The organism is Vibrio paucivorans (genome assembly GCF_054053395.1).
On the sequence record NZ_CM133230.1, the window covers coordinates 23768 to 40282 of the forward strand.

A 16515-nucleotide genomic window follows, 5' to 3' on the forward strand; every position below is an offset into this window, starting at 1 on the left:
TTTTTAACATTGACAATGATTATTGTGACAACTAATGTGTTGAGAGTTGTCAATCTATGGGGATTTGGTTGTGAATGTAAAAGCACTAAATGAGCTTTCTTTATTAAAAACTGCACTGTCAGCGGAATACTCTAATTACCTAACACTTGCTGCTGAATCCTCAGTCCACCCAAGTTTGATACAGTCAGTATTGAATCTTTATGCGGCTTACTGCTACTTGGTTGGACAAAGCAGCTACAGTGCATTGGAGATACTGAATGATTCAAGCTCACTTAATGCACACTTCCAGTCGTTTATTGGGTTTGTATATAGCAGTGATGATATAACTATCAAGCGCAGATATGACATAGGTAATCAACTCAAAAACCTTTTCATGTACATTGCGCAAGATAAGCATTTAACCCTGAATGAAGTAAAGCTTTCGAAAGTTAAAATCACAGAGGAAGTTTCGATCTGTTTAGCTCAGTTCCGAAAGCTTAATGTAGATAAAATAAAAGTTGACTACCTTGGTGGTTGGCAAGTGGTGTCAAAAGAAGGCAAAGAATTTGAGGTTCACCTCGATACGCTTTATGTAAATTTTGGCAAGGTGTTTACAGACAAGGTTCACCTTGCTCTAAAAAATTATTCCTCTACACAAAAATCCACATCTCTGGGGCAGGCACTAAAAGAACTCAGAAAACTTTTTGTGGGTATCACTACTGTTTATAACGAAAAGGGTGGGCTAACAATAGAGACCCTTCTTGGTCGTAATCATGTGCAGTCATTCTTCCACAAGGTGTTTAAAGTGCTATTTGTGCGCTCCCAAGCTGCCCAGAACTGTCCAAAGCATTTTCATGCTAATTGGCGAAATACCATTAACTATTATACCGAGTGCTTTATCAAAACAGGTGTTTTTTCTGAGCCTCACAAACCATTCATTGTTCCAGGTTGGAAAGATCCAAAAGGTGCAGCGCCCACCTTTTCAATTGGCGGCAATGCTACGCAGCCAGAAAAACTTAGATGGTTTGCTAACATCCCACTTAAAATTAAAGATGAAGAGGCTGTTTCAATTATTAAGCAACGTGTAGATAGAGACATGGCGCATATCAAGCATGTGTGTCTCTTGAAATTTGAGGAGCTTTTAGAGCGAGAGGGCAGAAATAGAGATTTTCAAAGCACAGGCTTAGTTAAACCATTGAACGGCACGCCAGGCTATACACAATATAATTACTTTGTCGGGGTAGATAAGTTAGACAATACCGTGGCAACCTTTTATGCACATGGCATCGCTGCAAAAGACACTGGTTATTTATCATTTTTGGGGTTTTACAGGAATGCTAGCCAACTCAACACAGAGTTAAATTTACCAACCAAATCAACACTGAACGCTCTTTTGACACTTCTTGTGATGGAGCATCCTCTTATAACACCGTCTTGGTTAGCAAAGTGGGACTTATTTGATGTAAATGGCAATATGGTGGGCTATAAGCAAGTTGGTAATCAACACCTTGCTGTCAGTTACAAATCACGCAAAGGAGCGACTAATGCGCAGCAAGAAGTAGTGCTCAATGAGTTTTCTAAATCTATAGTCGAGTTCCTAATACAGCATACCCGCATAGCGCGTGAACACCTAAAAAAGAAGGGAAATATCAATTGGCGAAAGATGATTTTGACTGCAACCTATACCAATGTGATACACCCAGATAGTCTCAATAAAACTATTCATTCAGCAAATGATTTTTATAACTGGCTTCAAGATAAATCACTCTTTGATAAGAGCAGCGATATCACCTTGAAAGATGCCAAAGCCATTTCTGACATTCATTCATTACGCTCAATCAGACGACACAGAGGCTTTCAAATTTACTTGGAAACACGTTCTATGGATGCCGTTGCCGAGGCGCTTGGACATGAAAAAAAGATGCAAATCTACTGACCTCTTACCTTCCTAAACCTCTCATGGACTTCTTTAATGCACGTTGGATACGTCAGTTTCAGAACGCCATTTTACTTGAAGCCATGAAAGATTCAGAGCATCGACTTGATGCTGTGAACATGAGCGCTCAAGACATCGAAGAGTTCTTGAATAACCACGGCATAAGCAACATTCCAGAGCATTTCGAACATGGTTCTGTTCAGCAGACGACTACTGATAATGAAGTTTCTGAATCAATAGAGTTTGACCAGTTGACATACACTATATCGACGTCTCTTTTGCAGTTATTAATGGCGATACGCTTTGTTGTTGAGAATAGTGACAATGAGGAATCTTTTTTAGATATTGTGGCTCATTGGTATCAATCAGCAGTGTTTGTCACTGACACCCTGCGTTCAGGAAAACATAGTGCTGATGATGATTTAATGGAAATGCTTGATGTTGCGACCAATAACAAATTAGATACTGACTCGATTAAAGGAGCGCTGCTATGTTAAGTGTTGCTATCGACAATTCCTCCATTTCTAACCTCATTGAAAGCATAGTGCTAGACCATTCGATTTTGGATGGTCTAAGTGCCGAGAGTCTTGAAGAGATTATCAATTTCTCAGTAGCAAATGATGACTATCGAGCTTTAGATGTCATTACGAACTTCCATACAGGCATCTACGGTTACGATGACAGACAGCCCGAATGGTTAGAATCCAGTTTTCCTGCAAGCAAATGGGTACTAACATTTGGTAAAACTCCAAAAACGATACATTGGGACACGGTTTACTTGGATGACGGAAAGAAACTCACCGACATAAAGCATCACAACTTATTAAACAGTTTCAAATACTGGATCACAGCAGCAGATAATCCACTTGAAAACGGTGGGAAGATTATTAGTCCAATAACGGCTTATCAAAAAGTTACCAAAGTTATCGCTCTCATCAATGCTATCTTGCTGCACTCGAACGAATTGAAGCTAGCAAAATATCACCTTCTGAACGTGAACGATGACTTCTGGTTGAACATCTTGACGAAATACGCCGAACACGGAAATTTTCAAGGTGTATATGAGATTGATAGGCGCACTCAGGTATTGCTTGATAACGGTTCTCAGAGTATTTCTGATGCAGACGCACAAACGTTTAAAGAGAAGTTCCCCTACGTTACACAAGACATTGCGCAAGATGAAAGTTTCTTATTTCTAGTAGAGAGAGAAAAGGGGTGCGCTTGGCTCTTTGAACAAGGCTATTATCACGTTGGAGAAGCCATAAAATACACTGGCAGCAGCTCTATGCTGGGTGAGTTGTTATTTAAAGGTAAGATGCTTTATCACGACATTAAACTCCCCAACTACGCAGAGTTTCATCTCAAAGCGCCAAAGCGAAGCTCAGAGTATCGTGCAGTTGAGAATAAAGACACCTCAACAGGCACGAGTCAACAGCATATATCGGCATACATTGAAGCAATTCGATTGATTCATACCAACCTTGAGCGTGAAGATTCGGTAAGTATTTCAATCTTGTCCGAGCGAGTCAGTTCAGGTCACATTAGCCAGTTAGTTAGCTTAAAAAGAACAGGACGTACCCGCACCTTGCCGCCTGCCTTTGTGTTTAATTTAATTCGTCAGTGCTATGAGTTTGTCAAAGAGCATCTACCTACAGAGGAAGGCGCTGTTACTTTACTGGATGAAATATTAACGCTGCTATCTAAAGCAAGAAGCAAGTCTACTGCAACACATTCCAACACGCTCCGTCCACCTGAAAGCAGCCGAGCTTGGAATGAAGAATTGCATCGAGATATGTCTGGCTCTGAGCGAGGGTATTGGTTTCAAACGGATGCAATCAATTGCCTGAGTAGTGAATACCTGGAAAAAGGGATAAAGCAGGTTCAAGGTTTTGCTGATAGCACTGAAAATCGACACAAAAGAATTCGAGCTAATGAGAGCTTGTTTGATTTGTTTACTGTATTGCAAGGCGCAATACAAGTCTTGGTGGGTGCAATCATGGCTCGAAGACAAGATGAATTAATTAAGTTGAAGCCACATGGCAACCTCTCACCTAATGTAAGCCCCTTTTCTGAAAAAGGTGCAAAAACAGAGTACAACCTGATATTTAAGGTAAAAAAAACCGGCTCAAAAGGGGTAAACGCAACAATAGAAAGACCAATTCCCTTATCTATCGCAAGGTTCATTTGGCAACTGGAGCAATTTAACATCAAAGCGAGTGATCTGAACCTATGCAAAGGAAAGCTATCTCTGTTTAACAATCTTGATTCAAAGCGCTCTCAGTTAAGTCAGGTAAGCAGCTGTACTTATAATGCACACCTTGATGATTTATGTGATTACATAGAAACGGACTTGGTAGAGTACGACAACGGTGAGTATCGCCGTAATTATGTTCGCCAGCATCAATTGAGACGCTTTTTTGCGATGGCATTCTTCTGGTCTAAAGGGTTTGATGGTATGGATGCTCTGCGCTGGATGCTCGGACATTCAGACATGGAACATCTATACCACTATATCTCAGAATCAGAGACAGGGGCGGTACTTAATGGGGCTAAAGCCAGTGTAATTGTTCGTGGTGTGGTCGATTCCACTTCTGAACTAGCGAAGCTCGAAGGGATAGAAGAGGTTCGTAAGGTCATTGCAGAACGCCTGACAGGTGATAGTTCAACACCAATCACTGTAGAATCTGTTAGTGAAGCAGCAGAAGATTACGATGATGAGTCTTATCTAACCGTTCCTCATATCAGCCAACTTCAAAAAGAGCAGGACATTGAAACAGCGGTTATTCAGTTTTTAGAAGAAGGTCGCATCACGCTTGAGCCAGAGTTCTTTACCATCGAAGATGCTGATGGAAATACAACTCAAACCTTTAATCTAATTTTAAAAGTCAAAGACCTTGATTGAGGATTGGGATAATGAAAGTTTTAGAGAAAAACCAAACTAAGATACTTGAAACAGAAAAGCTGTTAAGGGAAATCATCACTACCCCTACTGAGTTTAAAAATGATGAGGAACTACTAAAAGCGCTCAAGTCTCAATCTGGTATCGCTAAATATCAGAATCAAGAGCGTAATATCACATCATGCTCATTAAACACGCTCAAAAGCATCTCAGAAGCACTCCTGGAAAGAGGCTTCTTATCATTAGATGAGCTTCGTATTAATGCAAAACAGGCGATAGAGGCTGCACATCACGATGAGAAAGCTTCCAAAGGCAATAAGCAAACCGTAGTGGGGCTAAGGCACAAAGTTGCTGAGCTTGAATCAGAGTTGGATGCAGCGGAGCGCAGCAATTCCTTACTGACCGCTATGGTCTCTGAGTTGCGCTCTAGGCTAAAGCAACTGGCGGTACATGAGGGGACAGTAGAAGAGCGACTGGAGCTTTATCGAGAGCACAATCGGACGATTGAAGCACAGATGAGTTACACCCTGAGTGGAGAGGTTTGATGGCGGTTCGTAAGCTTAAAAACTTTGAACAATGGAGTCATCTTGGGTTTGATGGAAAGCTTGTTTTTCGTAAGCCTTTGGACATTCCCTTCGTAACTTACAGTGACCATACTCCTTGCTATGAGGTTAATGCCTACATTCATAGCTTGATAGTGAGAAATTTGAAAAGCGACACGATTCGTGGATATGCACACGATATTATTCACTTAGTGCACTTTATTGAAAAACAGCCACTATTGAGCTGCTTTAGCCAGCTTACCGACGCAACGTTCACCCTTTTCATTCAATCACTACAAGCAGAGAGGACACCGCTCGGTGAGCTAAAACGAAGAAATAACTCGGTTATAAAGATCGCCCATACCTGCTTAGATTTCTTGCAGTTCGTCCAAGACTTTCATGATTTAAGCGCTTTTATAGGCAAAGATAAAGGCAACTCAATTCAGATAATTGAAAAACCTTATAAGCGCAAGCAGGAAGGTTATAAAGGCTTTATTGAAGGTGTCAAAGTCACCCATATAGCCGTGCCAACAAAAGATGAGATCAAGAAACGTCACCCTGTTTCGGAAGATGATGCGTTGCGAGTGTGGGAGTTTATAAAGACTCAGAAAAATAAAGATAAACGCAGAAGGGACATGGCGTTATATACTGCAATGGAGCAACTTGGCGCTCGTGTAACGGAGCTTCATTTGATTAAAATGAGCGATTATGAGGAAGCGAGACGCACAGGAATGCTTACTCTCACCACTCTGAAGCGTAGGGACGACAACACCACTAGAAAGATTCCTGCGCCACACCTTTTGTTATCAATGATTGCGGATTACATCAAAGTTCGTAAGAAAGTGATGAGGAAGAAAAAGGTTCAGCATGACTACCTCTTTATAAGCTTAACTGCAGGTCAACCCTTATCTGCTGAATCATGGACAACGTACATGAACACTTGGAAGAAAGAGCTTGGCATCGAGGGTGAGTTACATCCACACCTGTGGAGGCACGCATTCATTACAGACAAGCTTAAGGAACTTATTCTTGCCTCTAAAGAAGTGAATGACAAAGATGATTTCCGAAAACATTTGCTTCATACACAAACATTTAAAATGCAGCTTCAGCAATGGACAGGCCATACGCAATTGAGTTCTCTAGATATTTATATCGACCTCGCTTTTGCTGATATTCATGGCTATACCGAGGTTTATAATGCCGTTTCTCTAAAATCAAGCGTTGACCTAGCAAAACGTCAGGTTGAATTATTAAGAGAACAGGTAGCAAGGAAGGAGCTGACCACTACCGCTGCGCTTAGGGAGTTCGAGGTGATATTGGAAGCCTTCCAGTCAGATATCGATAAAAGTACTGTCTCATCGTGATAATAAAGCGTGTTAGCAGAGATAGCGCTGAAACATTTCTGGACATAAGTTTGTTAGTGCTTTTGATCTAACTTGTAAAGCTCAGATTAGCAAAAATATGGGTAGCGCCCGTAGCTAGGTAACCTTTGATAGCCTGTGAGCCTCGTTGCTAGTCATCGTCAATATCATCAAAGATACTTCTGGTGCCGTATTTTTCCTCAGGGGGAGTCACCGTACCAAAGGAGCGAGGGCTGACTTTCGGTTCTGGGGATTCAGACTCGGCAATCCACTCATTAACGAGCTCAAGCTCACGTTCAATAACCTTAACTGTATCTTCATTTTCGCTAAATTTAATCTTCAGTATGTTAAGCGACTCGAGCATAGTTTGCATGTGCTCATCCGGTTCCTCAGAAGAGTTATAATTGCTCTGAACATTCATCCGCACATCTGCCAGATTGGGTAACAAGTTGCAACGAACAGTCTCAATGAGTTCATCAAACTCACTCTCAGTAAAAACGCTTCTTATACCAGAGTCGTCCAAAGCGTATAAGTCTTCACCTTCGATGGCATAACTACTGACCGTCTCAACAAATTTTCTCCGATTAACTTCGGGAAGAAGATCAAACTCATGCAAGCGTATAGCAAGGTCAACTTCGGGTACCACGCTGAGATTTAAACCCGGATTAGATATACGCTGTAGGATTTCTGAATTTTGCGCAAGATACATCACCAAGAATTCTTCCGAGCAGCGATTAGCTAGGAATCGGTAGAGCGTCCATCTAGCGCCCCACGACGATAGCCATTGCACCTTGTTCTTGGTACTTTTCGTGAACTCATTTAACCGCTCGATCATCATTGTGAATAATGACTTGGGAACAATAACTGCCTTTTCAATACCAACATTGCCACATGTGACCTGTGATATTAGGTTTTCAGTTGAGCTTCCACTTAAGAAAATTCCCAGCAAGTCTGTGCTGAGGGATAGCGTAATCGCGTACGCATCTCCAATCGTCGGATGCTTGAAGCACCATACTGGCTGATCATCAGTCTGCACTTGCGTAACAAGACTACCATTGAGTGCAGTTAGTGCTGTGATACATTCCCCTAATGTACTGCCGAGTCGTTCCAATGCCAAAGGCTCAGACTTCTGTAGCGTGATAGGGCTTTCTAGATGGCCTTTTCTCATGTAGATCAAGCCGAGTGCGGCCTTATCGTTAACATCCAGCCCTTGGAGCACTTCAAGAAGAAGCTGTTCGCGCTTATCTACAAATTGCCCCAAATGATATTCGCTCAAATAAAGACCCTTAGTAAATAAAGGGTCAGCGATGCGGCGTGCTGTTTCTGGAATGAAGCGTGAATGTGCTGCAATGTACTCAAGATACGGCTTTATCGAAGAGCAAAAGGCAACGGGTTGTTTTCCGAGCTTCAAGTGGTTGTAAAGAATCTGCTGCCTTTCAAGATCTGATAGTTCATGAACATCGATCACGACTTGGCTCTCATTGATTAGTGGAAAAGTGCTTTCCTTTAGGTCATGGCGAGCACGATTGTAGATATAATCCCTTGAAGTCATGACGATCTTTACTCCTTGGCGCAACATTGCCTTAATCTGCACAAGAGAATGATTCCACCCGTGAACCAACGGCGACTCATACTGAGTTACGCCAAAAGCATCATCAATCCAAAAGAATTGAGTGGGCTCTTCCACGTTCCAATGCTCGACGACCTTTCCTGGGTCATCTAGTTTGAGAACAGACGAGTCCCATTTATCTGCAGCCGCCATTGCTAACATCGATGCAATGGTCGTTTTCCCCGCAGCTGGTTCGCCTATGAGTAATACAAACCCATGCTTATCAAGAGCATCAACTGCCTTTCGGTATGAATCCGTAACTACAACCTTAGCCAAATCTTCTCGTAACGATTCCAGAACTGCACGAGCCTGAGCGTAGGCTCGTTCGTCTAGAATTTGACTGAGATCTCCTAAACCATATACGCGAGGTACGAGCATCCGAAGCCGTGTATTTTCTTTGATTTGATCCTCGATCCATGTAGAACCTAAAATCAGAATGTGCTTCACGCCGGCTTTAAGCAACTCTGATTTTATTAACGATTCTTGATTGGCAGACACCCCAGCGTTCGTCATCAAAATATAAACATCGCAAAAACCATCAGCGACAAGCTTGCGTACTTTAGGTATTTCATCCGTTATGCTGGACTTCGTGAGATAAAAAGAGGGTCTATTTGTAAACTTGCACTGAATCACAAAATTTCCACTAAGATGCTCTCCTGAGGAAGGTGTCCAATTACCAGCAAAAGCACCATCCCGTCCAGCATCGTTTGAGTCCAGAAAGGACTGTACCGTTTGCCCAAGTACTTCTCGGGTGATTGTAAGGCAAAGCTGTTGGAAACTATTCCATCCAAGAAGGTGTAAGTCGTACATATTAGTCCAAATCAAGGCTAAGAAACTAAAGGGCTCAGCAATCCCTTGTCCCCTTCTTGGGGCTTAACGTCCAGTTGTTAGGCGGACAACGCTATAAACACTTTACCTACTGCAAACTAAAAAATGCCTCGCGCTGTAAACCGATGTATGAACAACAACTTCTTTTCATGCTGCCTAAACTAACTAAATTTAAAAAAAACAGTGCTTTAATACGCCATTATTGTGATTCCAATAACTCTGAAATACCTGAATACAACATGTATAAACGATGAGCGGACATATCCAAAATTGGTTCGTACATAAACGAATTCAGGTGAATATTTTCTGGTGTCATTAAGTTAACTTGATCCAACAAGTTTATGGTCTCGCCTTCAGCTGGGAACAAGTCAACATACTTATCAAAGAGTTCGCGGGTTTGGTTCGAAGAGATAGAGTTAACAAAGGCTTGATCAGCAATTTTGGCAATCATAAACTCTTCAGCTTTAAGCCTAATAGCCATTGCTAAAATAACTTTACATTCAAGCTCGGGGGACTCATTGTCAGCAGTTACTAGCGCATTACTTTGCTGAATAATTTTGTTTATGACAAGTTCATCGCCATCTGGCAACGTTAATTCAGACTGATCAATAAACACCTCTCGGAAGATCGCCTGCACATCGCTTACTTTGATGTCTCTGCTATCAGGTTTTGAATGTAGTAATGAAGTAAGCTTAAGAAAGTGCTCTTCGTGACCGCAATACTCGGCAATGTTCCTGGCAAATGGAATACTTGCTAGCATGTAACTTTCGTTGTTATGTAACCTTTGTTTCCAAGCTTTAAAGACATCATTTTGATACATCTCTTGCCTGATATTTATGCTGTCTGGGGACTTTATCGCCATTAGTCGATTCTGACGTTTTGCACCTAAACGACTACTTATGATTCGGTGAAAGTCAAAGTTGTGAGTAAGCAACAGCAAGTGGAAGTGGGCAGTCTTGGCAATGTCGCGCAGGTATTCAACAATGGCATACTTATTTTTGTAGTCGAATGAGTCAGCTATATCGTCGATAATAACGAGTGTAGGCCGAATATTCTGCTTCCGCACTTCAATTTCAAATAGTACATTAAGAATGTAGAGTGCACGCTTTTCGCCTTGGCTTAACGCTGCAATCAGGCTTTCTTGGTTCACTTGTTCAGTGTCTCCACGACCATCGTTAAACTCAAATTTGATCGCAGGGGCTACATTATTGAGTATCACTTCATCCTGATTATCGACACTTAACTTAAATGGCACGCTGAAACGCTTATTAAAAGTATCTACAACAGTTTCCCACGTTGTTTTTTGCTGTTGAGCCTGATGAATAATGTCTCCAACCAACTCTTGATTTTGCTTGTAGGTGACAACCAAATCTTCCCAAAGGGTTTGTTGTGACTGTAAGTAGCCCAGAATAACTTTCTGCTTAAGTAAAGGCAGATTTTGATATTCTGGCAACAACTCTTGATGTTCTGCGATGAAATCACGAAAAACTTGAGTATCTTTGTTTTTCAGTTTCCCGTCTACTTTACTAAATTTTTCTTTTAGTTCAGGGCTTTTCAGAACCCTATCCTGCTCATCTGTAAGTAGTTGGTTTAATTGTTCTTTTGATGTAATTTCCTGCTTTTCACCTTTAATAGACAAGTTCACGCTGTGTGAGGCTGTGAAGAAACCCGAGTCATTCAGGTTTTTTGATACATCACCTGCTCTCTGGTGATTAAAGGTTTTCGATAAAACGGTAGATTCTTGAATGAGCTTGTCATAAGTTTCAACGTATTCTGCTAGCTCTTGATTGAAATCACCTGAAGAGATTAGTTCAATCACTTTCGGGTTAAACAAGCTACCATACTTAAATGCTTTATAATGGCTATAATCCAGGTGTTCTTGTTGATACAACTCGGTGAGTAACTCTAGCAGGTGCTTTTCTGGTCTGCTGAAAGCTTCACAGATAAGCTCGGGGATAGCCTTAGCCTGCTTACCAGAAAATTTTACCAAGGCTTTGATTAACGCATTCCGTTTATCATCAACTTCTTTTAATGCCAGGTCATACTGTTGTTTTAAGTTCTCATCAACCAGTAAAGTCGATAACTGCTGAGAGCTGTAACTTTCATTGTAGGACTCAATAACCATAACTTGTTCAGCTTCAATATCAACATCATCGATCTCTATATCTCTTGTAGTGGCGCGATCTGGAAATATTAGATCCTTGGTCTCTTTATTATTCTCGATGTCTTTAAACGTTTTGGCTAGCGAGGTCTTGAGCGTTCCATTGGGAGCATACAGTGAGTTTAATCCATCATTAGTATCCGATTTTGTAAAATCAAATTCTTTCGACAACTGATTGATGCCATAACAGTTGATTAGATCTATTTTTAGTTTCATTGCTCTTCCCTTAAAACTGCTTCTCGGCACAAAATAGGCCATTAGATGTCTAATTCCATTGGTCATAATATAACATTGAATGCATAAAGAAGGACGTGATGTAGGTCGCAAGCGGATGTGGGTGGTGAGGTTTCGAGGAGAAAGGTAAGGAGTTGGGGCTGACGGATATGTAAGTGCTCTGCCTTAGAATAACTAATTGTACAGAGCGCATCTGTTAACACTCTATGGGGCAAAAACCGTTAAGCAAGGGCTAACTGATGTTTGTCAGCCCATCCTGTAGTCCAAGGATCAAAAATCTACAGTTAGTTCGGGGTTGTGTGACTCCAAATGTGTTTCGACTAAGAACAAAGCCATTGCGCCTGCGAGATTTACAGCTAATTCCGCGTGTCGTTTTTTGGGTTTCGCTGATTTTCGCTTGTCACCGTGCGCATCGCCATGTTTGTTTCTCAACGTGCCTAGACCATTAACAACACCAGAGCAACCACCAAGTATTTGCTTAAATACTTGTTCTGAATGCTGTTCAGGAGACATGTTTAATTCTTTAGCGGTGGATTTATATAAATCAGAAAGCTCAATGCGATTTTCATCAAACGTCACACCTCTATCATGAAGAATGTGCTTGCAAACTGACTCTATGATACTTCGGGCCATAGTAATAGCACCATCTGGATCGTGAGATTTACGCTCTAATGCTTTCTGCCATGCTCTATGAATGCTGTCTTCACTGAACTGACTCAGTACTTCATCAATAGACTGATTCGCTGGGTGGGCTTGCTTCCCTTCGAGAAAGTCTAAACTAGCAACAAACTGCCCATATATGTACTGTCTTCGCTCTTTGTAGGTTTCAAACTTTGGTTGTATGAACCCCCAAAACTGATCGAGGCTTCTATTCGTTTTTATGAACGAAGGACATAAGGCTTTTAAGGTTGAATGGTTGATAACATAGTCTCGTAGAATTTTGTAATCATCTTGGCTGTTATCATCACCTCCTGTAGCCCTTGAGATAAGCATGTTTTGGAGATATTCAATCTTCTCTAAATCGGTGTACTCATCTAAGTAGCATTGTCTATTAACCAAAAATTGCTTCAAATCACTCTCCAGAGTCATCAACATGTCGCTATGTGCATTTAATGATATTAAATGCATAAGATTAGTTCAGTCAAAGACAAGGCAGTAGAAATATTAAGAATACTTGCACTAACGCAGTTTGGGGCATAAACGGCTCACTAACCTTACTAAATTAGCAAGTTATGATTAACTGCAAGTATGGAAGGTCACTTAACTTAGTGTCCAATATCGATGGGGCGGATCACCCATTGGAAATAATATGTGGAACAACTACGTCGTATAGGAATTCAGCCACATCCTCGAGTTGACTCTCATAAACCGCAATATCATTTTCATACTTGCAACCATACAGCAGTTCGTCCCGAGTAGAAGCTATGGGAGGTCTTGGAATCTCTCCTTTATGTGAGTAAGGGTATCTGCGAAGAGTAAATACGTTCTTGTTTAGTTTGAGGTCTTCCTTGAATGATCGAGAATACTTGCTCATATAACCATTCTTCAAAAACTCTGCATCTCGTGGGTAATTGCATTCAAGCTTGTGGAAGATGCTCGTTAAATCGTGCGTTCTTTTTGTGTGGTTAACTTTTACGCCTAAACCCCTATCCCACAGCGTGGTTGTCCTTATACTCTTTAAAAAGCACTCGGCAGATATGGCTAGCATTAAATGATACGGAGTACCTTTTGAGCCATTGTCCTTGAGAGTCCGAGCTGCTTCGTAATATTCCTTGGCATACAAGCCTAATCCAAAATCTACTAAGTTTTCTGTTTCAGTAAAGTTCATTGTTTTCCTATAAGTAAAAGGTTTGGTCAAACACCATCTTACTAAACACTACACAGATAAGGAAAATTAGGTCAAACCAACTCAATATGATTTGTAAAGTTAAGTGTCTCTGGCACGGAAAGGGGCTCTTTTGCCCTAGTAAGTACCAAGTGTAACAAATCTAGATTGAAGAGTATCAGTAACTATGCAAACTTGACAAGAAGCAAGACATTAGCCTTCTAGTTCTTCATAATCTTGATAATACAAGCGATTAAAAGAATGGATGACATGAGCAGCATTGATGATAAAAAGATAATCAGTTGGATTAAAGACCAAGAATTTTCGAAGCTAACTTTTTTAGATAGCTGTTGGCAGTCTGATGATAATGAATGGCATCTAGGATTTTATTACTTTATCCAATATCTAAAGCAAGAATGCTTAGATGATGTTATTGCCGAAGTAATTTCACGACACAGTGATGAATCGTCCGCCTATTGCTACCTTGGAGATACCGCCAATAAGATTTACAGCTCATTCAATGAACAACACATTCCAGCCTGCTTCTATCGACATGCTAAAAAATTAAACCCAAATAACGCTCACGCTCATTGGGGACTCTTCATAACGGATGATGATACGAATTCATGCATCACATCTTTAAAACTCGATTATGAAAACAATGAGTTTGAGCAACTGGGCCGCACAATCGATAACCTGTTCTACCGCAGAAAACACTTCTCAAACTTTAGTCTTCAAGACTGGCAGTTTATCAAATCTTTAATTCAAGACAGCAAAGTTACTTGCAGGAGAGATATGCTTGTTTTTGCACTTTTCTATCTTGATGAAGTTGAGGATTGCTTAGCCCTAATAGAATCAATGGAGAGAGTAAGTGTTGAAATCATTGAGGCGTATTTTAATCGCAACTTAATCAGTAAAGAGTTTGCGCTAAGCAAGCTTAGTTACTGGCAGGTCGATCAGTTCTTGGGTGACGACCACAAAGCAATTTACCAAGCTTATGTTAAAGAATCAGAGAAAGGCGAAGCTAACCCTCTGAGGCAGGAGCTAATACAAAAAGCTTTTCAGGCTGGAGAATATAAAGACGTCGTTACTTACCATGAAGAAGCTTCAACAGACGATTTGGATTACCGAGGCGATGTAAACGGACGCCTGTATTACTTGCTAGCGTTGTCACACCTAAAGCAACCGGTGAACAAGCAAATTTTGGAGGTTATTAATGACAAGGCAGATACCTTGCGCGATGAATCTAAAATTCTATATCAAGCTGTTAGATGCAAACATAAAATCGATGAGCTAGAACGACTATTCCTAGAAAAGACACACTTCAACGATACAATTGATGGATGGGGAATATATCGAGAAGTGATTAAGGCATTTGACTCCCCCGACCTAATCAAACACCAAATCTATGAGCATTTGAGTAGTGAGTTAAAGTCATTAAAAACCATGTGGAACGACGCGTACTACGATATACAGCTAGCAGAGATGAAAGTCAAATTATCTAATGGAGATATGAGTAGTGACGATTTCATACGTTTATACAACTTAGGCATAGAGTGCAATGAATTTGATTTTGTCATAGAAAATGTCACTAAGTTTCATGCTAGCAATCAACCAACTATGTCATCGTACAATTGTATTGGCGTGTGTCATGAGCGCAAAAAAGAACTTAGTCATGCATTCGAATACTACAAGCTTGCGATAGAGCTAATGCGCTCATCAAAAGACCACAATCACATTATCATTGGTAACTACATTAGCTGTGCAGAAAGATTACCCAACATAGAGATAGCAGAAGAAGAATATAAGGATTTGCGACACTGGTACAATGCTGACTTGATCAACCAGTTCAAATGGCACACCTTTACAGCAAAATCAGGCCGACTTTTTAAGTACTCTCCTTTTAGCGTCAATAGTATTGATGCACTTACAAACCAGTACTTCTATTTTGCGTCAAAAAAACAGCTAAATGATCCCATTGAACTACCAACATTAAGGAAGCTTGATTCGGATAATCTCATAGATACCAACTATCGTATCTGCTCACTATCGAACAACAATAATTCTATGTTGATGTGGTCTCACTACGCACAAGAGCATCAAGGCATAATGGTTGAGTATTGGTTTGGCGGGGAATTTCCTTGTGGGGTTGGCGTTGAAAAAGTGAACTATGTGAATGAATCTAAAAGAAACTTAGAAAAAGATTTATACGTTTTTAATCAGTACCTTCTAACCAAAAACAAAGACTGGTCTTACGAAGATGAAGTTAGAATATTCACTAATGTTAAAGAAAAGATCAACTTTGAGAGTTTTGAGTACCCGAATACCGACCGCACCAAAATCAACGCTAGGATTTGCAGTATTACGCTAGGGTGCGATTTCCCTGATGATAAGAGAAAACTTATAGCAAATATAACTAATACTATAAACTCCAAGAGAGAAAGCCATGTGCCCAAAGTAACTTTACGAGAAGCTTTTATCTCACAAGATAACTGTTTCGCTTTAGAGTATCGGGATATCGATATTTCAAAAATCTAACTGAGAACCTCGGGGGATCTTGTTTCTCGCCATCTATTACTTTTTGTATCTCAAAGCTAGTAAATTGTCTGAAACAACTATTCGAGCTATAAATCATAATGGGGCATTTTTGACTCAGGCTAATTTGTGCAACAGGCTGTTGCACAATTGGGAAACGGCTTGTTTCACTAACACGCGAGTCTGATTTTAGCCAACAGGTTGTTGACCAAACCTTTCATCGGGAAGGTCTTTCTCATCATCGAACATCACAATGCTTCGACGATGCTCCTTTAGAGCAGATAATGCAACTTGAAAACAACTTTCACACATATCAAGGTGGTGGGTAATACCGTCCATTTTTGACCCAAATCCCCAGTTAGCAGTCAGCTCACCAACCTCTTCTAACTTAACGCCATTTGAATCGACCATCACGCTAGTACCACAGATATCACAACATCGATCAACAACGACCTCTATCGTTTTTTGTCCATAAACTTTCATTGTGAACTCCTGTCGCTGATAAGATTAATCATTACTTGGATGTTAACCAGTACCAAATAACAACTAAGCAGTAGCTGAAATTATAGCTGTCCTATAGTCAACTGAGCAATTAACAAAGTCGCT

The 16515-nt window shown here is 40.7% G+C and carries 9 protein-coding genes and 1 pseudogene; 5 read left to right on the forward strand and 5 right to left on the reverse strand.

What is annotated here, in order from left to right; all coding sequences use genetic code 11:
• The first annotated feature begins 70 nt into the window (after window positions 1-70).
• The 4 genes and pseudogenes from ACXABW_RS00105 (at window position 71) to ACXABW_RS00120 (ending at window position 6720) form a co-directional block, all read left to right on the forward strand.
• A pseudogene (locus ACXABW_RS00105) lies at window positions 71-2412 on the forward strand (hypothetical protein).
• Entirely contained in the window at window positions 2406-4817 is a 2412-nt protein-coding gene (locus ACXABW_RS00110) for an integrase (RefSeq protein WP_457523387.1), read from the forward strand. The pseudogene ACXABW_RS00105 and the gene ACXABW_RS00110 overlap by 7 nt, the downstream one beginning before the upstream one ends.
• 11 nt (window positions 4818-4828) lie before the next feature.
• Complete coding sequence (locus ACXABW_RS00115; protein WP_457523389.1) at window positions 4829-5359, forward strand: hypothetical protein; 531 nt, start codon at window positions 4829-4831, stop codon at window positions 5357-5359.
• Entirely contained in the window at window positions 5359-6720 is a 1362-nt protein-coding gene (locus ACXABW_RS00120; protein WP_457523391.1) for a tyrosine-type recombinase/integrase, read from the forward strand. Before ACXABW_RS00115 ends, ACXABW_RS00120 begins: the two co-directional genes overlap by 1 nt.
• Window positions 6721-6868: 148 nt before the next feature.
• On the opposite strand, the gene ACXABW_RS00125 is transcribed toward ACXABW_RS00120, so the two are convergent.
• From ACXABW_RS00125 to ACXABW_RS00140, 4 genes are all read right to left on the reverse strand, one after another.
• Entirely contained in the window at window positions 6869-9136 is a 2268-nt protein-coding gene (locus ACXABW_RS00125; RefSeq protein WP_457523393.1) for an nSTAND3 domain-containing NTPase, read from the reverse strand.
• Between the two features lie 217 nt (window positions 9137-9353).
• Window positions 9354-11531: a hypothetical protein gene (locus ACXABW_RS00130; RefSeq protein WP_457523395.1), complete on the reverse strand. Its 2178-nt coding sequence runs from the start codon at window positions 11529-11531 to the stop codon at window positions 9354-9356.
• 288 nt (window positions 11532-11819) lie between these two features.
• Window positions 11820-12620, reverse strand: a complete 801-nt coding sequence (locus ACXABW_RS00135) for an abortive infection family protein (protein ID WP_457523397.1) — start codon at window positions 12618-12620, stop codon at window positions 11820-11822.
• A 220-nt stretch (window positions 12621-12840) separates the two neighbouring features.
• A complete protein-coding gene (locus tag ACXABW_RS00140; RefSeq protein ID WP_457523398.1) occupies window positions 12841-13377 on the reverse strand; it encodes a hypothetical protein in 537 nt (178 codons plus the stop codon).
• Window positions 13378-13644: 267 nt separating this feature from the next.
• On the opposite strand from ACXABW_RS00140, the gene ACXABW_RS00145 reads away from it, so the two are divergent.
• On the forward strand, window positions 13645-15912 hold the full coding sequence (locus ACXABW_RS00145; RefSeq protein WP_457523400.1) for a DUF2971 domain-containing protein: 2268 nt from the start codon (window positions 13645-13647) through the stop codon (window positions 15910-15912).
• A gap of 186 nt (window positions 15913-16098) precedes the next feature.
• Here ACXABW_RS00145 and ACXABW_RS00150 read toward each other — a convergent pair whose 3' ends face one another.
• Window positions 16099-16392 carry a hypothetical protein gene (locus ACXABW_RS00150; RefSeq protein WP_269988323.1) on the reverse strand — a complete coding sequence of 98 codons (294 nt, stop codon included), beginning with the start codon at window positions 16390-16392 and terminating at the stop codon, window positions 16099-16101.
• Window positions 16393-16515: the final 123 nt, after the last annotated feature.